The 23,635-nt window shown below is 63.7% G+C and carries 27 protein-coding genes and 1 tRNA gene; 20 read left to right on the forward strand and 8 right to left on the reverse strand.

Going from position 1 to position 23,635, the window contains the following annotated elements; all coding sequences use genetic code 11:
- Positions 1-11: 11 nt before the first annotated feature.
- The 8 genes from iolE (at position 12) to FJ492_RS02600 (ending at position 6,014) form a co-directional block, all read left to right on the forward strand.
- On the forward strand, positions 12-929 hold the full coding sequence (iolE, locus tag FJ492_RS02565) for a myo-inosose-2 dehydratase (protein ID WP_140509584.1): 918 nt from the start codon (positions 12-14) through the stop codon (positions 927-929).
- 62 nt (positions 930-991) lie between these two features.
- Positions 992-1,204, forward strand: coding sequence for a DUF3329 domain-containing protein (locus tag FJ492_RS02570; RefSeq protein ID WP_140509582.1), 213 nt, complete (start codon positions 992-994; stop codon positions 1,202-1,204).
- Between the two features lie 134 nt (positions 1,205-1,338).
- Positions 1,339-2,151 (forward strand): 5-deoxy-glucuronate isomerase, encoded by an 813-nt coding sequence (gene iolB / locus FJ492_RS02575; RefSeq protein ID WP_140768357.1) that lies wholly within the window; start codon positions 1,339-1,341, stop codon positions 2,149-2,151.
- Positions 2,152-2,405: 254 nt separating this feature from the next.
- Positions 2,406-3,113 carry a DUF1045 domain-containing protein gene (locus FJ492_RS02580; protein WP_140509578.1) on the forward strand — a complete coding sequence of 236 codons (708 nt, stop codon included), beginning with the start codon at positions 2,406-2,408 and terminating at the stop codon, positions 3,111-3,113.
- A 35-nt stretch (positions 3,114-3,148) separates the two neighbouring features.
- The gene (locus FJ492_RS02585; RefSeq protein WP_140509577.1) at positions 3,149-4,288 is read left to right on the forward strand and encodes an alpha-D-ribose 1-methylphosphonate 5-triphosphate diphosphatase; all 1,140 of its coding nucleotides are present in this window, start codon (positions 3,149-3,151) and stop codon (positions 4,286-4,288) included.
- Entirely contained in the window at positions 4,285-4,914 is a 630-nt protein-coding gene (phnN, locus tag FJ492_RS02590) for a phosphonate metabolism protein/1,5-bisphosphokinase (PRPP-forming) PhnN (RefSeq protein ID WP_181166159.1), read from the forward strand. Before FJ492_RS02585 ends, phnN begins: the two co-directional genes overlap by 4 nt.
- 132 nt (positions 4,915-5,046) lie before the next feature.
- Positions 5,047-5,802, forward strand: coding sequence for a COG4280 domain-containing protein (locus FJ492_RS02595; RefSeq protein ID WP_140768359.1), 756 nt, complete (start codon positions 5,047-5,049; stop codon positions 5,800-5,802).
- Positions 5,799-6,014: a hypothetical protein gene (locus tag FJ492_RS02600; RefSeq protein WP_140509573.1), complete on the forward strand. Its 216-nt coding sequence runs from the start codon at positions 5,799-5,801 to the stop codon at positions 6,012-6,014. The genes FJ492_RS02595 and FJ492_RS02600 overlap by 4 nt, the downstream gene beginning before the upstream one ends.
- A gap of 123 nt (positions 6,015-6,137) precedes the next feature.
- On the opposite strand, the gene FJ492_RS02605 is transcribed toward FJ492_RS02600, so the two are convergent.
- From FJ492_RS02605 to FJ492_RS02615, 3 genes are all read right to left on the reverse strand, one after another.
- Entirely contained in the window at positions 6,138-7,133 is a 996-nt protein-coding gene (locus tag FJ492_RS02605) for an ABC transporter permease (RefSeq protein WP_140509571.1), read from the reverse strand.
- Between the two features lie 97 nt (positions 7,134-7,230).
- The gene (locus FJ492_RS02610; protein WP_140509684.1) at positions 7,231-8,769 is read right to left on the reverse strand and encodes a sugar ABC transporter ATP-binding protein; all 1,539 of its coding nucleotides are present in this window, start codon (positions 8,767-8,769) and stop codon (positions 7,231-7,233) included.
- Between the two features lie 120 nt (positions 8,770-8,889).
- The gene (locus FJ492_RS02615) at positions 8,890-9,852 is read right to left on the reverse strand and encodes a sugar-binding protein (RefSeq protein WP_140509570.1); all 963 of its coding nucleotides are present in this window, start codon (positions 9,850-9,852) and stop codon (positions 8,890-8,892) included.
- Positions 9,853-10,440: 588 nt separating this feature from the next.
- Between FJ492_RS02615 and FJ492_RS02620 the strand changes: the two genes are divergently transcribed.
- Together FJ492_RS02620 and FJ492_RS02625 are read left to right on the forward strand one after the other, a co-directional pair.
- Entirely contained in the window at positions 10,441-11,571 is a 1,131-nt protein-coding gene (locus FJ492_RS02620; protein WP_181166566.1) for a LacI family DNA-binding transcriptional regulator, read from the forward strand.
- A gap of 93 nt (positions 11,572-11,664) precedes the next feature.
- Positions 11,665-12,465: a class I SAM-dependent methyltransferase gene (locus tag FJ492_RS02625; protein WP_140509568.1), complete on the forward strand. Its 801-nt coding sequence runs from the start codon at positions 11,665-11,667 to the stop codon at positions 12,463-12,465.
- A gap of 35 nt (positions 12,466-12,500) precedes the next feature.
- Here FJ492_RS02625 and FJ492_RS02630 read toward each other — a convergent pair whose 3' ends face one another.
- From FJ492_RS02630 to FJ492_RS02645, 4 genes are all read right to left on the reverse strand, one after another.
- Positions 12,501-12,986, reverse strand: coding sequence for an SRPBCC family protein (locus tag FJ492_RS02630; RefSeq protein WP_140509566.1), 486 nt, complete (start codon positions 12,984-12,986; stop codon positions 12,501-12,503).
- 2 nt (positions 12,987-12,988) lie between these two features.
- Positions 12,989-13,300 carry a metalloregulator ArsR/SmtB family transcription factor gene (locus FJ492_RS02635; RefSeq protein WP_140509564.1) on the reverse strand — a complete coding sequence of 104 codons (312 nt, stop codon included), beginning with the start codon at positions 13,298-13,300 and terminating at the stop codon, positions 12,989-12,991.
- Between the two features lie 153 nt (positions 13,301-13,453).
- Positions 13,454-14,218 carry an SDR family NAD(P)-dependent oxidoreductase gene (locus FJ492_RS02640; RefSeq protein ID WP_140768360.1) on the reverse strand — a complete coding sequence of 255 codons (765 nt, stop codon included), beginning with the start codon at positions 14,216-14,218 and terminating at the stop codon, positions 13,454-13,456.
- 90 nt (positions 14,219-14,308) lie between these two features.
- A tRNA-Arg gene (locus FJ492_RS02645) sits at positions 14,309-14,385 on the reverse strand.
- A 456-nt stretch (positions 14,386-14,841) separates the two neighbouring features.
- Here FJ492_RS02645 and FJ492_RS02650 point away from each other — a divergent pair.
- From FJ492_RS02650 to FJ492_RS02675, 6 genes are all read left to right on the forward strand, one after another.
- Positions 14,842-15,687 carry a cytochrome c oxidase subunit II gene (locus FJ492_RS02650; RefSeq protein ID WP_140508210.1) on the forward strand — a complete coding sequence of 282 codons (846 nt, stop codon included), beginning with the start codon at positions 14,842-14,844 and terminating at the stop codon, positions 15,685-15,687.
- 54 nt (positions 15,688-15,741) lie between these two features.
- Positions 15,742-17,517, forward strand: a complete 1,776-nt coding sequence (locus FJ492_RS02655) for a cbb3-type cytochrome c oxidase subunit I (protein ID WP_140508212.1) — start codon at positions 15,742-15,744, stop codon at positions 17,515-17,517.
- On the forward strand, positions 17,514-18,218 hold the full coding sequence (locus tag FJ492_RS02660) for a cytochrome c oxidase subunit 3 (protein ID WP_140768362.1): 705 nt from the start codon (positions 17,514-17,516) through the stop codon (positions 18,216-18,218). Before FJ492_RS02655 ends, FJ492_RS02660 begins: the two co-directional genes overlap by 4 nt.
- Before the next feature lie 39 nt (positions 18,219-18,257).
- A complete protein-coding gene (locus FJ492_RS02665) occupies positions 18,258-18,980 on the forward strand; it encodes a heme-copper oxidase subunit III family protein (RefSeq protein ID WP_027145445.1) in 723 nt (240 codons plus the stop codon).
- Between the two features lie 9 nt (positions 18,981-18,989).
- Complete coding sequence (locus tag FJ492_RS02670) at positions 18,990-19,373, forward strand: cytochrome C oxidase subunit IV family protein (protein ID WP_140508216.1); 384 nt, start codon at positions 18,990-18,992, stop codon at positions 19,371-19,373.
- Between the two features lie 104 nt (positions 19,374-19,477).
- Positions 19,478-19,948: an aminoacyl-tRNA deacylase gene (locus FJ492_RS02675; RefSeq protein ID WP_140508218.1), complete on the forward strand. Its 471-nt coding sequence runs from the start codon at positions 19,478-19,480 to the stop codon at positions 19,946-19,948.
- Positions 19,949-20,080: 132 nt separating this feature from the next.
- On the opposite strand, the gene FJ492_RS02680 is transcribed toward FJ492_RS02675, so the two are convergent.
- Entirely contained in the window at positions 20,081-20,935 is an 855-nt protein-coding gene (locus FJ492_RS02680; protein WP_140508220.1) for a DUF2189 domain-containing protein, read from the reverse strand.
- 325 nt (positions 20,936-21,260) lie between these two features.
- Between FJ492_RS02680 and FJ492_RS02685 the strand changes: the two genes are divergently transcribed.
- The 4 genes from FJ492_RS02685 to xth all read left to right on the forward strand — a co-directional run bounded on the left by FJ492_RS02685 (position 21,261) and on the right by xth (position 23,608).
- Positions 21,261-21,647, forward strand: a complete 387-nt coding sequence (locus tag FJ492_RS02685; RefSeq protein ID WP_140508222.1) for a cytochrome c family protein — start codon at positions 21,261-21,263, stop codon at positions 21,645-21,647.
- A 321-nt stretch (positions 21,648-21,968) separates the two neighbouring features.
- Positions 21,969-22,304 carry a hypothetical protein gene (locus tag FJ492_RS02690; RefSeq protein ID WP_140715378.1) on the forward strand — a complete coding sequence of 112 codons (336 nt, stop codon included), beginning with the start codon at positions 21,969-21,971 and terminating at the stop codon, positions 22,302-22,304.
- Positions 22,301-22,564 (forward strand): hypothetical protein, encoded by a 264-nt coding sequence (locus tag FJ492_RS02695; protein ID WP_140768364.1) that lies wholly within the window; start codon positions 22,301-22,303, stop codon positions 22,562-22,564. The genes FJ492_RS02690 and FJ492_RS02695 overlap by 4 nt, the downstream gene beginning before the upstream one ends.
- Before the next feature lie 267 nt (positions 22,565-22,831).
- The gene (gene xth, locus FJ492_RS02700; RefSeq protein ID WP_140768366.1) at positions 22,832-23,608 is read left to right on the forward strand and encodes an exodeoxyribonuclease III; all 777 of its coding nucleotides are present in this window, start codon (positions 22,832-22,834) and stop codon (positions 23,606-23,608) included.
- The last annotated feature ends 27 nt before the right edge of the window (positions 23,609-23,635 follow it).

The following is a 23,635-nucleotide window of genomic DNA, read 5'->3' on the forward strand; positions in this document are numbered from 1 at the left end:
GGAGTGACGACTTGAAAGCCAAACTGGGCATGTCCCCCATTGCATGGTGGAACGACGATCTTGCCGAACTCAGCGATGACGTGTCGCTGGAGGAATGCTTGCGCCAATCGCGCTCGGCCGGCTTTACAGGCATGGAGATGGGCCGCCGCTTCCCCAACGATCCCGCCGTCATGCTGCCGATCCTGAAGGCCGCCGACGTGACGCTCTGCGGCGGCTGGTTCTCGGGCACGCTGGTCGACGAGGAAATGGCTGCCAACAAGGACCGCATCCAGCCGATGATCGACCTGTTCAAGGCGGTTGACGCGCCTTGCATCGTCTATGGCGAGGTCGGCCGCTCGATCCAGGGCGACCGATCCAAGCCGCTCGCCACCAAGCCGAAGCTCACCAGTGATGAGATGAAAGCCTACGCGCGGCGCTTGACGGAATTCGGAGAATGGTGCGCCGAGCAAGGCATGCCGCTTTCCTATCACCATCACATGGCGGCCGTGGTCGAGACCGAGCCGGAGCTCGATGCCTTCATGCGCCATTCCGGCGAAGGCATCCCGCTGCTGCTCGATGCCGGACACCTCGCGTTTGCCGGCGGCGACGTGCTGCGCGCCATCGACAACCATCACAAGCGCATCAGCCATGTCCATGTGAAGGATGTGCGCATGGATGTGATCGACAAGCTCGACCGTACGAAGCAGTCCTTCCTCGACGCCGTGGCGCTCGGCGCCTTCACCGTGCCGGGCGACGGTTCGCTCGATTTTGGCGCCATCGTGCAGCGCTTCGCGGATCATGGCTATGAAGGCTGGTTCGTGGTCGAGGCCGAGCAGGATCCCAGGAAGAACCCGCCGCTCAAGATGGCTGAGGTCGGCTACAAGGAGCTGATGCGGGTGATGACGGATGCCGGCTACACCGTCGAGACACAAGGCTTTCCGAGTGCCTGAAGGCTGGATTCACGGTGCCGCGCGGTCTATCTGAGGCAGATTGCTGAGTTACGGATGGCGCGATGAAAGATTATGAACACCCGTTCTTCCGCCCGCTTTGGCGGCGCATCGCCGTCGTCGCGGTCTGCCTGATCTGGTCGGTGATCGAATTCGCTTCCGGCACGCCGTTCTGGGGCGTGATCGCGCTCGGTTTCGCCGGCTACGGCGCCTGGCAGTTTTTTTATCTCTACAAGCCGGCTGAAGAAAAAGAGGCCGAGCCCGAACCGAAGGAGTGACTGGTCGCGTAGGCGATTAGCTTGCAGCGCCTCGGCCAATCTGAGGCGTCTGCGATGATCGTTTTGAACAACCGGTGAAATCGTCGGCCTGGACAAGCTGCAACCCGTCAAGCCACTGGAACAGGAGAGACAAAATGTCCAAACTGCTCGTCAAAGCCGACAAGGGCCATGGCCGCGTCGCGCATGTGACGCCGAAAAGCGCCGGCTGGACTTATGTCGGTTTCGACCTGCATCGGCTGAAACCAGGCGAAAGCGCCTCGGGAAAGACGGGCGACCGTGAAGTCTGCCTGGTGTTCGTGACCGGCAAGGGTACCGCGACAGCCGCCGGCAAGGACCTCGGCCTGCTCGGCGAGCGCATGTCGCCTTTCGAGGGCAAGCCGTGGTCCGTCTACGTGCCGCAGGGATCGGACTGGTCGGTGACGGCCGATACCGAGCTGGAACTTGGCGTGTGCTCGGCGCCCGGCCTTGGCGGCGGCCTGCCGGTCCGGGTGATCGGACCGGACGATCTCGGCCAGGAGGTGCGGGGCAAGGGCACCAACACGCGCTACGTCACCAACATCCTGCCGGAAGGCCAGCCCGCCGACTCATTGCTGGTGGTCGAGGTCATCACGCCCGGCGGCCACACGTCGAGCTACCCGCCGCACAAGCATGACCAGGACAACCTGCCCGCTGAATCCTATCTCGAGGAGACCTACTACCACCGCCTCAACCCGCCGCAGGGCTTTGCCTTCCAGCGCGTCTATACCGACGCCGACAAGGATGGCCGGCGCGCGCTGGACGAAGCCATGGCGATCGAGGACGGCGACGTGGTGCTGGTGCCCAGGGGCTATCATCCCTGTGCCGCCTGCCACGGCTATGACCTCTATTATCTCAATGTGATGGCCGGGCCGAAGCGGACGTGGAAATTCCACAATGCGCCCGAGCACGAATGGTTGATGAAGGCCTGACCGCTCTGCGTTTCCGGCTGAACCTATTGGTCCAGCTTTGAAAAATCGTCGGCTAACGACCCTGAGGGTCGATTTGCCTTCGAAAACCCTTCAAAGCTTCGTCAATCCGTCATGGAAATCACCTATGGCAACGGTTCCAGTGCATGTCGCCCAAAAGTGCGTAGCGGTTTTGGGACGACGACATGCACCAAATGAAGACTTAAAGCGCGTCGCACCCTCACTTCAAACGCGGCGCGCTTTAACGAGGACTTCCCATGCGTTATGCCATTTATTTCACTCCCCGGCAGGACGAGCCGCTGGCGCGAATCGCCGCCAACTGGCTGGGCCGCGACCCGTTTGGTGCCGCGACCAGGCCTGTTGAGGCTGTTGCCGACTTGTCTGCGGCGGAAGTGGCCTTCCACACCGCTTCGGCGCGCCGCTATGGCTTTCATGCCACGCTGAAAGCGCCCTTCCACCTGGCTGCCACAGAGACCGAGGCTTCGCTGCGCGCGGCGCTCGACCGTTTTGCCGAAGCAACGCCTGTCGTGACGGTCCCGCGCCTTGTCGTCAGCCAGATCGACGGCTTCTTCGCGCTTGTGCCGGATGGTCCGCTGCCTCCGCTCAACCGCTTCGCCGACGACGTCGTGCGCGATTTCGACCGGTTTCGCGCTCCGTTGAGCGAGGCCGAGATCGAGCGGCGCAGTCCGGATTCGCTGAAGCCGGCCGAGTTTCGCAATCTCTGCCAATGGGGTTACCCCTATGTCTTCGACACCTTCCGCTTCCACATGACCCTGTCCGGCCGAGCCGGACCGCAGGAAAGCCCCCGGCTGCGCGCGGCGATCGACAGCCTTTTCGCCGATGTGTTGCGCCAGCCCGTGCTGGTGGATGCGCTGACATTGTTTGTCGAACCCGAACCCGGTGCGCCGTTCATGGCGCTTTCCCAGCACGGCCTCGGACGCCGCCCGGCCCGGAAAATCGCCTGAACGAACCCGACTGCAAGAATCAAGGACTACCCGCAATGACCGTCGAAACTGTCCTTTCCAACGCCCGCATCGTTCTTGCCGACGAGATCGTCGAGGGTTCACTGGTGCTGCGCGACGGCTTTATCGCCGGCATCGATGCTGGCACTGGCCGCATCGGCGAGGACATGGGCGGCGACTATATCATTCCCGGGCTGGTCGAACTCCACACCGATCATCTCGAAGGCCATTACGCGCCGCGGCCGAAAGTGCGCTGGAACCCGATCGCCGCGGTGCTTGCCCATGACGCGCAGGTCGCGACCGCCGGCATCACCACCGTGCTCGACGCGCTCCGCGTCGGCATGGACGAAGACGCCGACCTGACATTGGACGACATCCGCAAGCTGGCCGATGCGATCGAGGACAGCGTTGCGCAGGACCGTCTGCGGGCCGATCATTTCCTGCATCTTCGCTGCGAGGTTTCAGCGCCGGATTGCCTCAAGGCATTCGCCAATTTCGACGGCGACGAGCGGGTCAGGCTGGCATCGCTGATGGACCATGCGCCGGGCCAGCGCCAGTTCGTCAATCTGGAAACCTATGCCTACTACTACCAGCGCAAGCTGAAACTCTCGGATCGCGACTTCCAGAAATTCTGCGAGAAGCGGATGGACGAATCGGCACGCAACTCCGGACCGAACCGCGTCTTCATCGCCGCCGCCTGCCAGGAGCGCGGTATCGTGCTCGCCAGCCACGACGACGCCACGTCGGCCCATGTCGACGAGGCCATTGAGCAGGGCGTGCGGGTGGCCGAGTTCCCGACCACCGAGGAAGCGGCGCGGGCCTCGAAGGCCGCCGGGCTCGGCGTGCTGATGGGCGCGCCCAATGTCATGCGCGGCGCCTCGCATTCGGGCAATGTCTCGGCCCGCACCTTGGCCAGCGACGGCCTGCTCGACATCCTGTCCTCCGATTACATCCCCTTCAGCCTGATCCAGTCGGCCTTCTTCCTCGGTGACATGGTCGAAGGCATTTCGCTGCCGCAGGCCGTCGCCATGGTTTCGAAGAACCCGGCGCAGGCCGTCGGCCTTGACGACCGCGGTGTCATCGAGCAGGGACGCCGCGCCGATCTGGTGCGCGTGCGCGTCGACGATCACGTTCCGGTCGTACGCACCGTATGGCGGCAGGGACGCCGGGTGGCATGATGGTGTCGGCCTTGATCGAGCGCGAACTGTCCGCCGAAACCTTTCCGATCCGTCACGGCGTCTTTGTCGCTGTCGTGGGCCCGAGCGGTGCCGGCAAGGACACGGTGATCGGTTATGCCAAGGCGCTTTTCGCCGACGAGACGCAACTGGAGTTCGTGCGCCGCGTCATCACCAGGCCGAGCGACGCGGCGAGCGAGGATCACGACACGCTGGCCGACGCCGCCTTCGCCGAGGCCGATGCCGACGGCGCCTTCGCCATCTCCTGGGAAGCGCATGGCCTGCGCTATGGCCTGCCTGCCGATGTCGACTGGTCCGTCTCCAATGGCCACGTCGCCGTGGCCAACGTGTCGCGCGCGATCATCCCCACCTTGCGCGAACGCTATGCCAATCTGGCAATCGTCGAGATCACCGCTTCGCCCGAGGTGCTGGCGGAACGGCTGGCGATGCGCGGCCGCGAGTCGCGCGGCGAAGTGCTGGCGCGGCTGGCGCGCAGCGCCAATGTGACCTTGTCCGGTCCGGGCGTCACGTCGATCGACAATAGCGGCCCGCGCGAGGTGGCCGGCGAGCGCTTCGCCGAGCTGCTGCGCAAGGCGATGGCCTTTTCCGACATGTCGGGCCTGATCTAGAGCCGGGCCCGCTTCACCCGTTTGCTTGCGCTGCCGCCGGAACGCTTGGGGATGCTGGCCGCCTAGGGTGATTCTGGATTACGATCCGGAATTCGCCCCGGGAATCAGGGTCGAGCCAGACAGGAAGCCTTGATGCAGACATTGACACCCGTCCTCTCGACAATCACGGCGGCATTTCTCGCCTCCTTGGTCGAAGTTGTCGAAGCTTTCACCATCGTGCTTGCGGTCGGGGTGACACGCAGCTGGCGTCCGGCACTGACGGGCGCCGCGCTGGCGCTGGCGCTGCTGGCGGCCCTGGTGCTGGCGTTCGGGCCGCTGCTGGCGCTGGTGCCGGTCACGACGCTGCAGTTCGCTGTCGGGGTGCTGCTGATCCTGTTCGGCATGCGCTGGCTGCGAAAGGCCATCCTGCGCAGCGTCGGCGTCATCGCCCTGCATGACGAGGAGGCGGCCTTCGCCAAGGAAACCGCGGCGCTGCACCGGCAGGCCGACGACCGGCGCGCCGACTACCTCGCCGGACTGGCCTCCTTCAAGGCGGTGCTGCTCGAGGGCGTCGAGGTGGTGTTCATCGTCATCGCCGTCGGCGCCGCGCATGGACAGACATTTTACGCCAGCATGGGCGCGCTGGCCGCTTTCATCCTGGTGATGCTTGTCGGCCTGGCGGTTCACCGGCCGCTGGCGCGCGTGCCCGAGAATGCGCTGAAATTCGTGGTCGGCCTGATGCTGACCAGCTTTGGCATCTTCTGGACTGGCGAGGGGATCGGCGCCGACTGGCCGGGCGCCGATCTTGCCCTGCTCGCCATCTTCGCCATCGTCGCTCTGGCGTCCTTCGCCATGGTGCGCTGGCTGCGCGGCACCCGTCCGACAGCAGCCGGAGGGCTCGCCCGATGAACGTCCTTCGTCTCGTCGCCAGGGAATTCTTCGGCATGTTCGTCGATGACGGCAATCTGGCGCTGCTGGCGCTGGTCCTGGTGGCCGCCGTTACCGCGGGGGTGAAGCTGCTCGCACTGCCACCGCTGCTTGGCGGTGGGCTGCTGCTGGTCGGCTGCCTTGCCATCCTTTTGCAAAGCGTTCGCCGCGCCGCGCGCGAGGGCAGCAGGTAGTTAAGTCAAGGCCGCATGGACGGGATGACCCGACGGTGGCCATGAAGGCACGCCAGCCCCGCGGCTCCCCGCAGCGCGGGTATGCTACTTCCTCCACAGGGACAAGCACCACGCTGGCTGGCGTTATTCCGCCGCCGCGCCGACCGCGCCCTTGCGGGCGGCATCGACCATCCGCCGCCGCGCCCGGAACACGCCCCATTGCTGGTCGACCAGCACGCCGATGAGGATGACGCCACCCATCACCGCGAAGTTGAGCGAGGAGGGAATGCCGAGCAGGTTGACCAGGTTCTGCAATTCCTGCAGCAGCACCGTGCCGAGGATGACGCCGATCAGCGAGCCCTCGCCGCCGCGCAGCGAGAAGCCGCCTAGCACGGCGGCCGCAATGGCGTAGAGCTCGTAGAACTGGCCATGGCTGGCCGGCGAGATCGAGCGCGTATACATGGCGAAATAAATCGCCGACAGCGCGGTGAGCACGCCGCAGATGACGTAAGCCGCCATGACGACGCGCCCGGTGCGAATGCCGGAATATTTCGCCGCCTCCTCGTTCTTGCCGATGGCGTAGAGATAGCGCCCGAACACCGAGCGGTGCAGCACCACCCACATGACGATGGCGATGACGATCAGCGCGAAGAAGGAGTTCGGCACGCCATACGAGCGGCCGGCGGTCAGGAATTCGAGCGTTGGGAAATTCTGGCCGAAGGCGAAGCCCGCCGTGCCGTCGGCGGTGTAGAAGCGCGCGACGCCGCGATAGATCAACAGGCCGCACAAGGTGACGACGAAGGGCTGCAGCTTGAGCCGCGTGATCAGCCAGCCATGCGCCAGCCCGATGATGGCGCCGAGCACCAGGATCAGCACGAAGGCGATCGGCCATCCCATGCCGCGTACGGCGATGAAGTCGATGAACAGCGTCCCGAGCAACGCGACGACGGAGCCAACGGACAGCTCGATGCCGCCGGTGATGATGACGAAGGCCTGCCCTATCGACAGGATACCAAACAGACCGATGAGGTTCGAGGTGTTGGCGAGATTGATCGGCAGGAGGAAGCGCGGATTGATGATGGCAACGATCGCTCCGACCACCAGGATCAGGATCAGCAGCCCAAGATCTTTCTTTGTCATCGTCGTCTCCGCTTAGCTAAAGCGCGTCGCGCGCTTCAGCTCTTTGTTTATGCATGCCGTTGCCGCAAAACCGAGGGTCACTTTTGCGCGGCATGCATTAGTTTGCCGGCTTGCCAACCGCCAGCAGCAGCACGTTTTCCTGGCTGAACTGATCCTTGTCGAGAATGCCCGAGATCTGGCCCTCATGCATGACGGCAATGCGATCGGAGACGCCGATCACCTCTTCCATGTCGCTGGAGATCATCAGCACGGCGACGCCGGCGTCCGCCAGCGCCCGCATCAGCCCGTAAATCTCCGCCTTGGCGCCGATGTCGATGCCGCGCGTCGGCTCGTCGAGGATCATCACCTTCGGGTTCATGGCGAGCCATTTGCCGAGCACGACTTTTTGCTGGTTGCCGCCCGACAGCGTACCGGTGCGCGTCTGCACCGAAGGCGCCTTGATGCCGAGATTCTTCTTTTGCTTCTCGGCGGTAGCGACTTCCGCGCTGTTGGAGACCAGCGAGCGCCTGGCATGCGCCGGCAAATTGGGGAGTGAAATATTCTGGGCGATCGACAGGTCGAGCAGGATGCCGGTCAGCTTGCGGTCTTCCGGCACGAGGAAAATGCCTTGCGCGACGGCATCGGCGGCACTCGCCAGCGCCAGCGGCTTGCCGTTGAGTTCCAGCGTGCCGCCAAGGCTGGCTTCGATGCCGAAGAACACCCGCGCCAGTTCGGTGCGGCCGGAGCCGACGAGGCCGGCAAGGCCGAGGATTTCGCCGCGCCTGACGTCGAGATCGACCGGCCGGCTGGGATAGGTGGGGGTGCGGATGGCCTTGGCCGAGAGCGCCACGGCGCCCGGCGCCCGCCCCGCCTCGGAGGCCTTTTCACGTTCCTTCAGCATGCGGCCGATCATCAGCTTGACCATCTGGTCGTGGTTGATGTCGCGCTTGCCTAGCGTGCCGGCCAGCATGCCGTCGCGCAGCACGACGACCCGGTCGGCGACGCGCTCGATCTCGTGCAGGCGGTGCGAAATGAAGATGACGCTGATGCCGTCGGCCTTCAGCGCCTTGATGACGTCGAGCAGCTTGTCGGTTTCGGCGAGCGGCAGGCTCGATGTCGGCTCGTCGAGGATGACCAGCCTGGCCTTGATCGACAGCGCCTTGGCGATCTCGACCATCTGCTGCTGCGCCAGCGACAGGTCCGCGACCTGTGTGTCGGCTGAGAAATTGGCGCCGACGCGCTTCAGCAGCGGCGCCACCATTTCGCGCAGTTTCGCGCGGTCGACCAGCCTCAGCGGCCCGGCGCGCAGCGGTTCGCGGCCGAAGAAGATGTTGGCGGCGACATCGAGGTTTTCGAACAGGTTGAGTTCCTGGTGGACGAAGGCGATGCCGGAACCAAGGCTGCCTTCGACCGTCAGGTCCTTATGGGCGGTGCCGTCGACGGTGATGGTGCCGGTATCCGGCGTGGTGACGCCGCCGAGGATCTTCATCAGCGTCGACTTGCCCGCGCCGTTCTCGCCGACTAGGCCGATGACCTCGCCCGGCCTGACCTCCATGGAAAACCCGTCGAGCGCCACGACGCCCGGATAGGTCTTGCGCACGTTCTCCAGGCTGAGGAACGGAGTGGTCGCCGCGATGGATGTGTCGGAATAATTCATCATGCCTGACAGCAGCCGGTGGGCCAAAACGGCCCGATCTGCAGACTGACGATCCCGGCAGGGTTCGTCAATGCGAACAGCCGGCTCAAGCGAGTTGAGCCGGCTGAACCGGGTGTAGTGTTAGTTTCCAGACATCGCCTTGAGATTGGCGGCATAGGCGTCAACGTCATCCTTGCCGATGATCTTGGTCGGGATGATGATCAGGCCGTTGGCCGGGATGCCCGATTTGTCGCCCTTGAGATAGGCGGCCATCAGCTTCATGCCCTGATAGGCCCATTCGAAGGGCTGCTGCACGACGGTGGCGGCAATGGTTCCTTCCTTGACGCCGCCCAGCGTGATCGGATCGTCATCGAAGCCGACGACGGTGATCGAGCCGAGCTTGCCGGCATCGCGCAGCGCCTCATAGATGCGTGGCGTGTTGTAGGAGTAGAAGCCGACCATGCAGGTGACGTCGGGGCTGGCGACAAGCGCGTCCTCGACATTCTTCTTGGCGCGCGCCTGGTCGATGTCGTCGCCGCGCACGTCGACGAGCTCGATCTTGGTGCCGGCGAGGCCATCCTTCATGCCCTGGATGCGCTCCTTGGCATTGTCGGCGCCGAGCAGGCCGACGAAGCCGAGGCATTTGCCGCCGTTAGGCATCGCCTTCTTGGCGATTTCAGCCGCCTGCTTGCCGGCGTCGACGTTGGACGAGCCGATATAGGCGACGCGCTTGGTCTGCGGAGCATCGCTGTCGGTGGTGAACAGCGCCGTTTGCGAAGCGATCTTGTTCAGGCCATCGGTCGAGGTCTTGGGATCCACGGCCGAGACCATGATGCCCTTGACGCCGGCGGTCACCAGATCGTCCATCAGCCGCTGCTGGATGGCGACCGAGGATTGTTCGGGATATTTGAGTTCGAGCGTGTAGTCGGGCAGTTCGCCCTGCGCCTTCTTGACGCCGGCTTCGGCCGCTTTCCAGAAATCGGAAGCGCCGTTGACGACGAAGGCCAGCGTCGGCTTGTCGTCGGCGCGCGCGATAGCCGTCGCCGTCAGGCCGACAGCCAGGGCCGCGGCGGCCACGGATGCATTGCGTATCAAGGATTTCATGTTCAACCTCCCGTTTTGGTCAGTGGTAGGACTGACCGGACTAGCTCACTGGAATGTCTTGCTCACTGGATTGTCTTGCACACTGGAATTGCCGTTTGCGGCTTGGACGCCCCTCCTCCCCAAGGGTTCCCGGCACTGAGAAGACTGGCGTCGTTCCCAGCCACGGCCACGGACTTTAGACAACCATTCTTCATTCGTAAATAGTCCGATTTGTCTGACATATCACATATGCGAGACAAAGTTGGCGGGGGCAAATACCGCTCGCCATCGGGCCATTCACAGACGCTCCCACCACACTCCCACCACACCTGGACCGGGCCGGATGCGATGGATTGACGGTACAGCGCATTCTTGTATTAGTAAACACTATTAGCAAGGACCGATTTGCCGACGCGTCGATCCCGTGGCCGCACGAAGCTGAAGCCGCACGATCTTGGGATTTTGCGACGCTTGAGCTTGCAGAGGGGATGAGGTCGCGAGGATGATAATAGTTATTAGTTCGGTCGATGTCCCCTTGGACTGGAAGCATCGCCTCATCTTGTCGGCCCGGCGGGCCGCGGCTAGACAGGCTGGGGATTTGGGGGCGGCATGAGCGAGACGATGGACCGGGCCATTGGGAAGCGCCGCAAGGCGGCGGCAAAGCCCAAGGGCCGCGTCACCATGACCGACATTGCGCGCGCCGCCGGCTGCTCGCAGGCGACGGTCTCCTTCGTGCTCAACAATTCGCCGGGCATTCGCCTGTCGCAGCAGACCCGGGAGCGGGTGATCGAGGCGGCGCGGGCGCTCGGCTACAGCGCCCCCGCCTTTTCGGCGCTGAAGCAGCCGGTTGCAGCTTTCGAGGGCGCCGCCTTTGATGGACCCGCCTTTGATGGGCTCGACGGCGTGATCGGCTTTGCCGTCGACCAGCTCGCCACCAGCCCGGAGGCGGTCGTGGCCATCGAGGGCGCGCGGCAGGCCTCGTGGAATGCCGGCAACGTGCTTTTGGTGGCGCAGACCATGGGCGACGCCGTGATGGAGCCGCGCGCCATACAGGCGCTGACCAGGCGGGGCATTTCGGCGCTGATCTACATGACCATCTTCACCCGCGAGATCACGGCGCCGGACTTCCTCTACGGCCTCGACATCCCAGTCATCCTGCTCAACTGCTACACGTCGGACTATGCCTTCCCCGCCGTGGTGCCCTCCGAGATCGCCGGCGGCCAGAGCTCGACGCGGCACCTGATCGGTCACGGCCACCGCCGCATCGCCACCATCACGGGCGAACCCTGGATGCAGGCCGCGCAGGACCGGCTGAAAGGTTACCGCCGCGCGCTCGCCACCGCCGACATCCCGTTCGACCCCGAACTGGTGGTCGAGGGCGACTGGTCGGCCAGCGCCGGTTACGCCGCGACGGTGAAGCTCTTGGCCCTGAAGGACCGCCCGACCGCCATCTTCTGTCAGAACGACCGCACCGCGATCGGCTGCTACGAAGCGCTGAAGGAAGCCGGCCTGCACATTCCCGCCGACATTTCGGTCGTCGGCTACGACGACGAGGAAATCGCCCGGCATTTGTTCCCGCCGCTGACCACCTCGATCCTGCCGCATATGGCGATGGGCCAGTGGGCGATCGAGCAGCTGGAAGCGCCGGCGCAGGTGGGCAGGGGGCGCTATCCCATCACCAAGCTGGAGTGCCCGCTGGTGGAGCGGGAGAGCGTGGCGACGTTCAAGGGCGCCGCATGAACGCCGGCGTTTTCTCCGTCCCACCGTGCTCCCCGCGCCTTGGCTTCATCCTGATTGCAGTCTAGCCTGCGCCCACAGCCAGGAGAGGGGCATATGACGTCGAGTTTCACCGTTCATGACGCATCCGGCTATGAGCAGCTCATGGGCCGCTGGAGCCGAAAGCTCGCGCCCAAATTCATCGATTTCGCCGGGCTCGCCCCCGGCGAACAGATCCTCGACGTCGGCTGCGGCACCGGCAGCCTGACCTTCGAGCTGGCGAAATCCGCCGGGCTCGCGGCGATCACGGCAATCGACTTTTCGCCTGTTTTCGTCGAGGCGGCAAAGCGGCGCAACACCGATCCGCGCATCGAGATCAAGCAGGCGGACGCCACCGCCTTGCCGTTCGCCGACAATGCGTTCGACCGCGCGCTGGCGCTGCTGGTGCTTCACTTCGTGCCGGAAGCCGGCAAAGCGGTTGCCGAGATGCGCCGGGTAACGCGGCCGGGCGGCGTGGTCGCGGCCGTGGTGTGGGACCATCTCGGCGGAATGGCGGGCATGCGCATGATGATCGACACGGTGGCCGCGCTCAGCGAAGGCGGCCGCCAGATGCGCAGCCGCTATTGCTTCCAGCCGATGATGCAGCCCGGTGAAATGAAACGGACCTTCGTGGAGCAGGGGCTGGCCGAAATGACCGAAACCGAGCTGATGATCCGCATGGATTACCAGGACTTCGCCGACTATTGGGCGCCGATATCGGCCGGCGAAGGCTCACTCGGCAAATACATGACCACGCTGGAGCCGGCCGAGCGGGTGCGCACCGAGGCTGCCGTACGCGATGCCTATCAGGCCGGGCGACCGGACGGGCCGAGGTCGTTCGCCAATGTCGCCTGGGCGTGCAGGGGCGTGGTGCCCTGACCGCCCATGCGGCGAAGCGCCTATAAAAACTGCGGTCAGGCCTGCCGAGCGACCAGATCGACATAGCGCTGCAGGTAGAGCGGCCAGCCCTGATCGCCGGCGACGGCGTCGCGGACGCCTTCCCAGCCCTGGCCATGGCGCTCCAGGTTGCGATGCTCGATCTCGACGCGAGTGCGCTCAGCCGTTTCGGCTGTGAACCGCACCTCCCACTCGCTGGTCTTGGCCGGGTCGGTCTCGATGCGCCATTGCGGGCTGATGTCCCAGCTCAGGAGCACGCGGTTGGGCGGCTCGTAAGCCAGCACGCGCGCCCAGCGGCACTCGCTGCCGTCGACGCCGCGGTCATAGACGTGGCCGCCGACCCGAGGCTCGAACACCGTCTCGGCGATTTGGGCTGCAAGCAGATTGTGCTCTGGCGGTTTGAAACGGCCGAAATCCTCGGTGAAAACCTTGAAGGCGCGCGCGATCGGCGCCTCGACCACCACGGATTGTTTTACGGAGGCGATGGGGACTTGCGTGTTCATGGTCACTCCTCTGGTGGGGTCTCGACGGCCAGCTTGTAGGCCGCGAGCGTCTTGCTCCAGAACCGGTCGAGCCAGGCGCGCATCTGGCCAAGCCCGTGCGGATCGATGTGGTAGACGTTGCTGGCGCCCTTCGGCTCCGCGCGCACCAGCCGCGAATCCCGAAGCACCTTGAGATGCTGCGACACCGCGGACTGCGACACGCTGACCTGCCGCGTGACCTCCGCCACCGTGCGCGGCCGCTCCGCGATCAGCTCGAAAATCTGCCTTCGGGTCGGATCACCCAGGGCGGCAAGCTGTGCGCTATCAACAGTCATGACTTATGATTAGCGCAGACTGATGATTGAGTCAATGTCTGGCGGGCCCAGTGTGGCGGCGAGGAGATTTCTGCCGAGAGAGATCACGGGTCAGTCCGGGTGGAAGGAATTACGAAGGTCGAAATCCACCCGGGCATAAGGCTGGCCGCGCGGCTATCCCTTGCGTTCTTCAAGGCTGTTGCCGCCGTCGACCACCAGCAAGGCGCCGTTGATATAGCTGGCGCTCTCGGAGGCCAGGAACACGACCGCCGCCGCGACCTCATCGGGCCGGCCGGCGCGGCCCGGCGGCGCATGCAGGGCCGCTATCTGCTCCGCCTGGCTCGACGCGCCTGTCTCGATCCAGCCAGGCGCCACGGCATTGGCGGTGACGCCGTGGCGCGCCACTTCCAGCGCCAATGTACGGGTCAGGCCGACCATCCCGGCCTTCGCCGCGGAATAGGCGGCGGTGCCCTGGTAGGAGACCAGCGGCCCGGTCACCGATGCGACATTGACGATGCGGCCATACCCCGCTTCGACCATCGCCGGCAGAAACGCCCTGGTGACGAGAAACGCGGTCTTCAGGCTGGTCTCGATGCCCTGGTCCCACTCGGCCTCGCTCATCGTCAGGAAGGTCCTGTCGACGGATGGCGAGGCCAGCGATCCCATGCCGGCATTGTTGACCAGGATATCGACAGCGCCGATCTCGGCCCGCAGCCGCTCCACCTCAGCGGCAATGGTGAGATCGGCGACCGCGGCCGTGGCATCGATGCCCTCGCCGCGAAGCTCGCCAGCGCGCTCCATCACCCGCGCGCTGGCGCCGGTCAGGAAAACCGCATGCCCGGCCCGGCCAAACCGGCGCGCAATGGCAAAGCCGATGCCGTCAACAGCGCCGGCGCCGGTGATCAGGACGCGCCTGGTTTTGGGGGTGGTTGTGGCCAAGTGAGGCTCCAAAGCCCGTTCGGGCCAAAGGGTTACCGAAGTCTCCGGTATAAACCGTAACCCATGTCTCCGGGCCGTACACGAAAATCGTGGCGCACCCGACAAGATTCGAACTTGTGACCTCTGCCTTCGGAGGGCAGCGCTCTATCCAGCTGAGCTACGGGTGCTTTCAGGACGAAGGTCCGGAAAACGAACCAGCCGGTGAACCGGCAAGTCACGGCTTCTTAGCGGAAGCGGGCGCGGGCTTCAACGGGCAATTGAGGATTGGAGATTTCCCCTCGTAAGGCGAGGACCTTGCCGCGTATGGCGCTCGCCTCTCCGTGTCCGCTTCGCCGAGCCACCTGCCGGCAAGCCACGGGTCTCGCCCGTCCTTCGGAACCCCGCTCCGCGGGTGCGCAACCACAGCCTTTCCGGGGCGCCGCGGCCCGCTTCTTCCGGTCAATCCGCGCTGTCCCTCGCTGCCCCGCCTCGCTCTTCACCATCCGCCGCGCGCGCCTCGCCCCTGCGAAGTATGACGTTCCCCCCGCCAGCCACCTCCCCTAGTATTTCCGAAGTAAGTCGCGCATAATGGGCGCGGCCTTCCTGCGGGACAGAGTCCCTCGGAACGCCGGGAGGAACCGAGGATGGCCGTTGTGCTCGTACTCGTTCTGATTGTCGTCGGCTCGGTGCTGTTCCATGTGCTGAGCCCTTGGTGGTGGACGCCGATAGCCTCCAACTGGGGCTATATCGACAGCACTCTCGTCATCACGTTCTGGATCACCGGGACGGTCTTCTCCGCTGTCGTGCTGTTCATGGCATATTGCGTGTACCGCTTCCGGCACAAGGAAGGGCAGAGGGCGCACTACGAGCCCGAAAGCAGGAAGCTCGAATCCTGGCTGACCGCGGTCACCGCTGTCGGCGTCGCGGCATTGCTGGCGCCTGGGCTGTTCGTGTGGAGCCAGTTCGTCACCGTTCCCAAGGACGCGACCGAGATCGAGGTCGTTGCGCAGCAATGGCAATGGAGCTTCCGCTTGCCTGGCGCGGACGGCAAGCTTGGCACCTCGAACGCCCGGCTCATCGGTTCCGAGAACCCGCTTGGCATCAACCCGCAGGACCCCAACGGTCAGGACGATGTCGTCGTCGTGGCGACCGATCTGCATCTGCCGATCGGCAAGCCGGTCAAGGTGTTGCTGCGCTCGATCGACGTGCTGCACGATTTTTACGTGCCGGAGTTCCGCGCCAAGATGGACATGGTTCCGGGCACCGTCACGTATTTCTGGTTTACCCCCACCAAGACAGGGAGTTTCGAAGTTCTTTGCGCCGAGCTTTGCGGCGTCGGTCACGCTTTCATGCGTGGCGTCGTGAAGGTCGACACCCCAGAGGATTATCTGGCTTGGCTGCAGCAGCAGTCGACCTTTGCCCAGATGTCGGCACCCGCCAAGGTGGGCGTGCTTGCCGCACCGGCGACGGCGCAGGCCAAGGCAGAGTAAGGCATTGATGAAACCGGCCCCGAGGAGGACCGGAAAGAGCGGAGAGGTTCAGGGATGGTTGACGTCACGCCTCATGGAGCAGACTTCATTCCGGCCGCGGAAGTGGCGGAGGTGGAACTCTATCACCCGCACAGCTGGTGGACGAGATACGTCTTTTCACAAGACGCCAAGGTCATCGCCATCCAATATGCCGGCACCGCGCTGTCCATCGGGCTGGTCGCGCTGGTGCTGTCCTGGCTGATGCGCCTGAAGCTTGGTTTTCCCGACACTTTCGCGTCCATCTCGCCGGACATGTATTATCAATTCATGACCATGCACGGCATGATCATGGTGATCTACCTCTTGACCGCGCTGTTCCTTGGCGGCTTCGGCAATTACCTCATTCCGTTGATGGTCGGCGCACGCGACATGGTGTTTCCCTATGTCAACATGCTGAGCTACTGGATCTATCTGCTTGCCGTTTTGGTGCTCGTCGGCAGCTTCTTCGCGCCGGGGGGACCGACAGGCGCCGGTTGGACGCTCTATCCGCCGCAAGCCATTACCTCAGGCACGCCCGGCGGACAGGATTGGGGCATCATCCTGATGCTCGTGTCGCTGATCCTGTTCATCATCGGTTTCACCATGGGCGGCCTCAACTATGTGGTGACCGTGCTTCAGGGTCGCACGCGCGGCATGACGCTGATGCGCCTGCCGCTGACCGTCTGGGGTATTTTCACCGCCACGGTCATGGCGCTGCTGGCCTTCCCGGCGCTCTTCGTCGCCTGCGTCATGATGCTGTTCGACCGCGCGATCGGTTCGAGTTTCTTCATGCCGGCGATCGTGGAAATGGGCGCCAACCCACTACCGCACGATGGCGGCAGCCCGATTATGTTCCAGCATCTGTTCTGGTTCTTCGGCCATCCTGAAGTCTACATCGTGGCGCTGCCCGCCTTCGGCATCGTCTCCGACCTCATCAGCACGCATGCGCGCAAGAACATCTTCGGCTATCGCATGATGGTGTGGGCGATCGTCAGTATCGGCGCGCTCTCCTTCGTCGTCTGGGCGCACCACATGTATGTCTCGGGCATGCATCCCTATTTCGGCTTCTTCTTCGCCACCACCACGCTGATCATCGCCATCCCCACCGCCATCAAGGTCTACAATTGGGTGCTGACATTGTGGCGCGGCGACATCCACCTGACCATCCCGATGCTGTTTGCGCTCTCTTTCATCGTCACCTTCGTCAATGGCGGGCTGACCGGGCTGTTCCTCGGCAACGTGGTGGTCGACGTGCCGCTGTCGGATACGATGTTCGTCGTCGCGCATTTTCATATGGTGATGGGCGTGGCGCCCATCATGGTGGTATTCGGTGCGATCTATCATTGGTACCCCAAGATCACCGGCCGGATGCTCAACGAGGCGATGGGCCGCTTCCACTTCTGGGTGACCTTCATCGGTACCTACATGATCTTCTTCCCGATGCACTATGTCGGGCTGGTCGGCGTGCCGCGCCGCTATCCCGAACTCGGCGATACGGCCTTCGTCCCGCCTTCGGTGCATACGCTGAACGCGTTCATCACCGTGGCCGCGCTGGTCGTCGGCTTCGCCCAGATGGTGTTCCTGTTCAACCTGCTGTGGAGCATTCGCCATGGGCGGCCGGCAGGCGGCAATCCGTGGCGGGCGACGACGCTCGAGTGGCAGACGGCCGGCACGCCGCCGCCACACGGCAATTTCGGCAAGGAGCTGCCGGTGGTCTACCGCTGGGCCTATGACTATAGCGTGCCCGGCGCGCCGGAAGACTTCATTGCACAGAACGATCCGCGCCCATTGACGCAAGGCGGCCCCGCATGATCGTGATCCTGATCTTGCTGTCCGCCGTAACCGGCGTTGTCGGCTGGTGGCTGTCGCGCCAGCGGCTGATGTCCAAGCCGTGGCTCGAGGCCGGGCCGGTCACGGCGTTTCCGCAGACGGAAGCGTCGCTCATGCATCCGGCTAAGATCGGGCTCGGCGTGTTCCTTGCCGTGGTCGGCGCGCTCTTCGCGCTCATGATCAGCGCCTATGTCATGCGCATGGACTATGCCGACTGGCAGGCCGCTCCAGCCCCGACGCTGCTGTGGCTCAACACCGCCATGCTGGTGCTGGCGAGCTCGGCGCTGCAAGGCGCGGTGTCTGCCGCGCACAAAGCCCGACTGGACAATCTCCGGCTCGCCCTTCTCGCCGGCGCCCTGGCATCGGTGACTTTCCTGGCTGGGCAATTGCTCGCCTGGCGCGATTTCGCCGCCGAAGGCTATTTCGCGACAGAGAACCCGGCCGCCAGCTTCTTCTATCTGCTGACCGCGATGCACGGCCTTCACATCATCGGCGGATTGGTGGCGCTCGGCCGGGTCAATGTGCGCGCATGGCAAGGTGCCCGGTCCGGAAGCCTCGTTCTGTCGACCGAGCTCTGCGCGATATACTGGCACATCCTGCTTGCCGTCTGGCTGGTGCTTTTCTGCGTGCTCATGGGCTGGGCGGATAACGTGATCGACATCTGCCGGGGGCTCTTGACCTAGACGGCCGCGCGACGGGCCGTACCGAAGGAGGAAATGCTCATGGCCGAGACCACGCTGGAACACGCCGCACCGGTCGCTCCGCGGCCGCCGGGCCTGCGCGGCATCGCGGCCGACTGGTCGTCCGACCAGAGGGCGTTCAAGAACGTCTCCTGGGGCAAGGCGATGATGTGGATATTCCTGCTCAGCGACACTTTCATCTTTGGCTGCTTCCTGTTGTCCTACATGACCGCGCGCATGTCGACGACGGTGCCTTGGCCCAACCCGAGCGAGGTTTTCGCGCTGCATCTGTTCGGCAGCGACATTCCGCTGATCCTGATCGCGATCATGACCTTCGTGCTGATCTCGTCGAGCGGCACGATGGCGATGGCGGTCAATTTCGGCTACCGGCACGATCGCAGGAAGACGGCGGTGCTGATGCTCGTCACCGCCGCGCTCGGCGCGACCTTCGTCGGCATGCAGGCGTTCGAATGGACGAAGCTCATCACCGAGGGCGTGCGGCCCTGGGGAAATCCCTGGGGCGCCGTGCAATTCGGTTCATCCTTCTTCATGATCACCGGGTTCCACGGCACCCATGTCACCATCGGAGTGATCTTCCTTTTGATCACCGCGCGCAAGGTGTGGCGCGGCGACTTCGAAGCCGGCGCGCGCGGGTTCTTCACCAGCCGGCGCGGCCAGTACGAGAGCGTCGAGATCATGGGGCTCTACTGGCACTTCGTCGACCTGGTGTGGGTATTCATCTTCGCATTCTTCTATCTTTGGTGAGGTGGAGCGATGGCACAGGCAGAAGCGCGCGAACACGGGCTGCATGGACACGCTGCTCCCGCCCAGGCGGTGGGGCACGCGGAAGGCCAGCAGCACCCGATCAGGCTTTATCTCGTCGTCTGGGGCTGGCTGTTCGTCCTCAGCGCCGGCTCCTACAGCATCGACTATTTCGGCCTCCAGGGCTATCTCAGATGGGGGCTGATCCTCACCTTCATGATGCTCAAGGCAGGGCTGATCGTCGCCGTATTCATGCACATGGCCTGGGAACGGCTGGCGCTTGCCTATGCGATCCTGGTGCCGCCGCTGCTGATCCTGGTGTTCGTGTGGATCATGGTTCTCGAGTCCGGCTACACCGAGCTGACCCGTGTCCTGTCATTCGGCATGGGGCCATAGACGCTCGCCGGATCGCGTTTCTTTGTTGACAGGAAAAATGACGGGAGGACAATGGTTGCCACGTTCTCTGACGCGTCCCCACCTCCAACAGAAAGGCGCCTACGATGACGATCGCAAGGAAACTCCAGGACTATATGGCCGGCAAGGGCATCGCCTACGATACCGTTGCCCACCACCGAACCTCGACCAGCAGCCAGACGGCGCAGGCAGCGCATGTTCCGGGCCGACGACTCGCCAAATCGGTGCTGGTCCATCACGAGATGGGCTATGCGCTGGCGGTGGTTCCGAGCAGCCACCGGGTCGAGTTCAATACGTTGCAGGACGTGGTCGACAGGCGGCTTGGCCTCGCTTCCGAAGATGAAATCGGCGAGGTGTTCAGCGACTGCGACATTGGCGCCGTGCCGCCCTTGGGCGCCGCCTATGGCGTGCCGGTCATTCTCGACGAAAGCTTTGGCGCGGAAGACGACGTCTATTTCGAAGCCGGCGATCACAAGACGCTGGTGCATGTCACGGGCGGCGACTTCCGCAATCTGCTGAGGGATGCGCGGGTCGCTCGCTTCAGCCATCCGGCGTGAACCAGAAGCGACCGCCTCTTTACAGGGTGGGCGCCCGCCTTCGTCGAGCAATCGGCGGCAAAGCGACGCCGCCTCTATTTTGTGCATGTCATTGCCGCGTCACCCTTGCGCGCATGCATTGGGCAAGTCGGATCAGCTCCCTTTGCGTGTTTTTGTCTTGGCTGGGGCAGGAGCAGGAGCAGGGGCTGGCGCCGGTTCGATCAGCTTGCGGTAAAGGTGCCAGGTCGAATGGCCGAGCACGGGCAGGACCACGGCCAGCCCGACGAGCAGCGGCAGCGAGCCGAGACCCAGCGCAACCGCGACGATCAGGCCCCACAGCAGCAGCGGCACGGGGTTCGTCATGACCGCTCGCGCCGAAGTCTCGACAGCCGCGTAGGCGCCGATGTCGCGGTCGAGCAGCAGCGGGAAGGCGACGACCGTGGTGCTGAGCACGACAAGGGCAAACAGAAAGCCGATGAGGTTGCCCAGAATGATCAGCGTCCAGCCGCGCTGCGTGGTCAGCACATCTGCGATAAAGCCGAAGAACGATGCCGGCGCGGCGTCGCCATAGAGATACCCGTAGAGCGCGCGCGCGGTTACCAGCCAGGCGATGAACAGCACCACCAGCATGACCCCGAGAGCGGCGATAGCCGGCATGGCGGGCGATTTTCGGACGTCAAAGGCATGTCGCCACGACGCGTCGAGTTGCTGTTCGCGCCGGCGGCTGATCTCGTAGAGGCCAAGCGCGGCGAAGGGGCCCAGAAGCGCGAAGCCGGTCATCAGTGGGTAGACGAGCTGAAGCGCGTTGCCGCCGGAGCTCCAGGTGATCAGCACGATACCGGCAACCGGATAGATCAGGCATAAAAAGACGTAGTGCGAGGGTTTTTCCCAAAAATCGTCAAATCCCCGGCGAAGCGCGTCAAAAACATCCGCTACCCCTATCCGGCGGATAGCGGGATGTTCGAGCTTGCTGCCGGTGCCTGCTGCGTAGACATGGAAATTTGCCATGACCATTCCTCCAGGATCGGGCCCGGTTCGGTCGCGGCTTTCGGTGCTGCCGTCTGCGTGACTGGCCACGCGAAACCGCGACCTGCACCGCCGGGATCATAGCATTGTTCCCAGGCCTTGTCGCGTTCGGCGACCCGGTCTGCAACCTAAATACGGCGTGATGCGTTACCTTGCGCGGCATTGTAGCGCGTGGCGTCGAAAAGGAGCCATGCAACCCGCTAATTTTGGCCTTATGCATGTCGCTGTCCCAAAACCAAGGTACTTTCGGGCGACATGCGATAGCATCCACGGCGCCGACAGTGCCGATTTGAGGGAGGAGAATGCCATGAGACTGACAGCGGCCCTTCTTGCAATTTCATTTATCGCGACCACTCCGGCCTTTGCAGCGGGCGATGCCGATGCCGGCAAGAAGATCTTCACCAAATGCATGGTCTGCCATGAAGCGGCGACCGACAAGGACAAGATCGGTCCCTCCTTGCACGGCGTCATCGGCCGAAAGGCAGGTTCGCTGCCGAGCTTCCAGGCCAAATATTCCGACGCGATGAAGAAGGCGGGTGCAGGCGGCCTGGTCTGGGACGAGGCCAATATCGCTGAATACATCAAGTCGCCGAAGACAAAGGTGCCCGGCAACAAGATGCCCTTCGCCGGGCTCCCGAACGATGCCGACATCGCCAATGTGATCGCCTACCTGGAAGCCGCCGCCAAGCAGTAGAGGGCGGGCCCGGCGGAACTGGGATGCCTGAGCCTTTGCTGGACTCGGAGGCGGGTGATGCTGCCGAGCCGGGCGAATTCATGCCAGAGTCATGCGAAAGTTGCCGCACCCGAGGCGATCAGGGCGGACCCGCCCGAAAGGCTGCGCAACTCCCCTAGGCCCCCAATATACCGTTCTTACGCGGGCGAAGCGCGCGCGCAGCCTCAGACACAATTCAGAAATAAACCAGAAAAATTCCAGAAATCGTTCGGGCGTAGAATTGGCTGGAGAGGGTTTCATCGGCTGCCGCACCGCGGCACTTGTTCGGATTGGCGACAAGCGATGCAAAGGTTCTCGACCAGCTTGATGAGTGCGTTGCTCGGCGTTTCGCTCGCCACCGGCCCGGTCGAAGCTGGCGAGGCAAACGTTGCGGCGACCCGAACCGAGCGCTGCACCAATCTCAGCCGCCAAGTTGACGAAGCCCTCGAAACCCATGCCGCGTCAAGGCAGGTCACCGCGGCGAAGGCACTGCAAAGAAGGGGAAACCGGTTCTGCGCCAACATGAAGCAGGCACAGGGAATCCGAATGCTCGCAAATGCTGTGAAGCTGCTTGGCGTGACGCCGATCGATCCCGATGCAGCGAAAACCGACCTGCATAGCAAGGAGAAAAAACCATGAAAAAGTCCCTTCTCTCCGCCCTCGGTCTCGCCGTTGCCCTGGCCTTGTCGATGCCAGTTCCCGGCACCGCCGCCGCCACCAAGGCGACCGCTCCAGCTGCGACCGCAACGACCACGATGACCAAGACGGCAACGGCTGCGAAGCCGCACCAGAACAGCGCTGTGGCCAGGAAGGCTTGCAAGCCGACCAAGAAGCACAAGTGCCCGGTGAAGCACAAGAAGCACACCGCGAAGACCGCGGCGTCTAAAAAAGCCTATTAACACCGCTATGCCATGAGAAGGCTGTTCCATTTGCATTCGGTTGGGCGGCCTTTTCCATGGTGGCCGACGCGGAGCGGCCCATTGGCTCTCCGGCTGCTTCGGTGGACGCCCTTTGCGAGTTGCTCACGGCGCTTCCTGGGCCGATTCGTCAAAGGCCAAGAAACAACTGCATCCGGTTCCGTTGAACCTCCCGATTTTGCACTTAGACCGGGATCGTAGTAACCCGCCCGGCGTTGAGAGGCGCGGCCTGGCCTACGGAAAGTTAAAATGACCCGCATCGCAACCTTCAACGTGAACGGCGTCAACGGCCGCCTGCCCGTGCTGCTCAAATGGCTGGATGAAACCGTGTACGACATCGTCTGCCTTCAAGAGCTCAAGACATCCGACGACAAGTTCCCTGCCGACGCGATCAGGAGCGTCGGTTACGGCGCAATCTGGCACGGCCAGAAATCTTACAACGGGGTAGCTATTCTCGCTCGGGGAGCAGAACCACTGGAACGTCGGCGCGGGCTGCCCGGGGATCCAGACGACACGCACAGCCGCTACATCGAGGCCGAGGTGAATGGGCTTGTCGTGGGTTGTCTCTATTTGCCCAACGGCAACCCGGCGCCAGGTCCAAAATTCGACTACAAGCTCCGCTGGTTCGATCGCCTGATCAGCTACGGCCAGCTGTTGCTTGGAGACGGCGCCATGAGCATTCTCTGCGGCGACTACAACGTCGTTCCAACCGAAATCGACGCCGTGGTGCCCCGACGGTGGCTAGGGGACGCGGTGTACTTTCCGGAGAGCCGGCAAGCCTACGCCGAAATGCTCGGGAATGGTTGGATCGATGCCGTCCGGCGCATCCACCCCGAGAAGGGCATCTACACCTACTGGAACTTCTCATACCGGGGCGGCTACGATCGAAGCTCCGGCCTCCGAATGGACCATCTGCTCGTGAGCCCTTCCCTTTCGGACAAACTCCGCGATGCCGGCGTGGACGTCGAATTGCGCGGCTGGGAGAAGCCAAGCGACCATGCGCCAGCTTGGATCGAGCTCGATTGAGTACTAAGGCAAATTCCAGGAAAAGTG

Source organism: Mesorhizobium sp. B2-5-4, assembly GCF_006441095.1.
In the GTDB taxonomy this organism is placed as follows: Bacteria; Pseudomonadota; Alphaproteobacteria; order Rhizobiales; family Rhizobiaceae; genus Mesorhizobium; species Mesorhizobium salmacidum.

Coding starts and splice junctions, on each gene's coding strand:
- FJ492_RS02665 (WP_027145445.1), top strand. CDS start 18,258: ATGGCCGAGACCACGCTGGAACACGCCGCACCGGTCGCTCCGCGGCCG.
- FJ492_RS02615 (WP_140509570.1), bottom strand. CDS start 9,852: ATGAAATCCTTGATACGCAATGCATCCGTGGCCGCCGCGGCCCTGGCT.
- FJ492_RS02680 (WP_140508220.1), bottom strand. CDS start 20,935: ATGGCAAATTTCCATGTCTACGCAGCAGGCACCGGCAGCAAGCTCGAA.
- FJ492_RS02620 (WP_181166566.1), top strand. CDS start 10,441: ATGAGCGAGACGATGGACCGGGCCATTGGGAAGCGCCGCAAGGCGGCG.
- xth (WP_140768366.1), top strand. CDS start 22,832: ATGACCCGCATCGCAACCTTCAACGTGAACGGCGTCAACGGCCGCCTG.
- iolB (WP_140768357.1), top strand. CDS start 1,339: ATGTCCAAACTGCTCGTCAAAGCCGACAAGGGCCATGGCCGCGTCGCG.
- FJ492_RS02605 (WP_140509571.1), bottom strand. CDS start 7,133: ATGACAAAGAAAGATCTTGGGCTGCTGATCCTGATCCTGGTGGTCGGA.
- FJ492_RS02595 (WP_140768359.1), top strand. CDS start 5,047: ATGCAGACATTGACACCCGTCCTCTCGACAATCACGGCGGCATTTCTC.
- FJ492_RS02650 (WP_140508210.1), top strand. CDS start 14,842: ATGGCCGTTGTGCTCGTACTCGTTCTGATTGTCGTCGGCTCGGTGCTG.
- FJ492_RS02635 (WP_140509564.1), bottom strand. CDS start 13,300: ATGACTGTTGATAGCGCACAGCTTGCCGCCCTGGGTGATCCGACCCGA.
- FJ492_RS02630 (WP_140509566.1), bottom strand. CDS start 12,986: ATGAACACGCAAGTCCCCATCGCCTCCGTAAAACAATCCGTGGTGGTC.
- FJ492_RS02610 (WP_140509684.1), bottom strand. CDS start 8,769: ATGAATTATTCCGACACATCCATCGCGGCGACCACTCCGTTCCTCAGC.
- FJ492_RS02600 (WP_140509573.1), top strand. CDS start 5,799: ATGAACGTCCTTCGTCTCGTCGCCAGGGAATTCTTCGGCATGTTCGTC.
- FJ492_RS02695 (WP_140768364.1), top strand. CDS start 22,301: ATGAAAAAGTCCCTTCTCTCCGCCCTCGGTCTCGCCGTTGCCCTGGCC.
- FJ492_RS02670 (WP_140508216.1), top strand. CDS start 18,990: ATGGCACAGGCAGAAGCGCGCGAACACGGGCTGCATGGACACGCTGCT.
- FJ492_RS02660 (WP_140768362.1), top strand. CDS start 17,514: ATGATCGTGATCCTGATCTTGCTGTCCGCCGTAACCGGCGTTGTCGGC.
- FJ492_RS02585 (WP_140509577.1), top strand. CDS start 3,149: ATGACCGTCGAAACTGTCCTTTCCAACGCCCGCATCGTTCTTGCCGAC.
- FJ492_RS02675 (WP_140508218.1), top strand. CDS start 19,478: ATGACGATCGCAAGGAAACTCCAGGACTATATGGCCGGCAAGGGCATC.
- FJ492_RS02625 (WP_140509568.1), top strand. CDS start 11,665: ATGACGTCGAGTTTCACCGTTCATGACGCATCCGGCTATGAGCAGCTC.
- FJ492_RS02690 (WP_140715378.1), top strand. CDS start 21,969: ATGCAAAGGTTCTCGACCAGCTTGATGAGTGCGTTGCTCGGCGTTTCG.
- FJ492_RS02580 (WP_140509578.1), top strand. CDS start 2,406: ATGCGTTATGCCATTTATTTCACTCCCCGGCAGGACGAGCCGCTGGCG.
- FJ492_RS02570 (WP_140509582.1), top strand. CDS start 992: ATGAAAGATTATGAACACCCGTTCTTCCGCCCGCTTTGGCGGCGCATC.
- FJ492_RS02685 (WP_140508222.1), top strand. CDS start 21,261: ATGAGACTGACAGCGGCCCTTCTTGCAATTTCATTTATCGCGACCACT.
- phnN (WP_181166159.1), top strand. CDS start 4,285: ATGATGGTGTCGGCCTTGATCGAGCGCGAACTGTCCGCCGAAACCTTT.
- FJ492_RS02655 (WP_140508212.1), top strand. CDS start 15,742: ATGGTTGACGTCACGCCTCATGGAGCAGACTTCATTCCGGCCGCGGAA.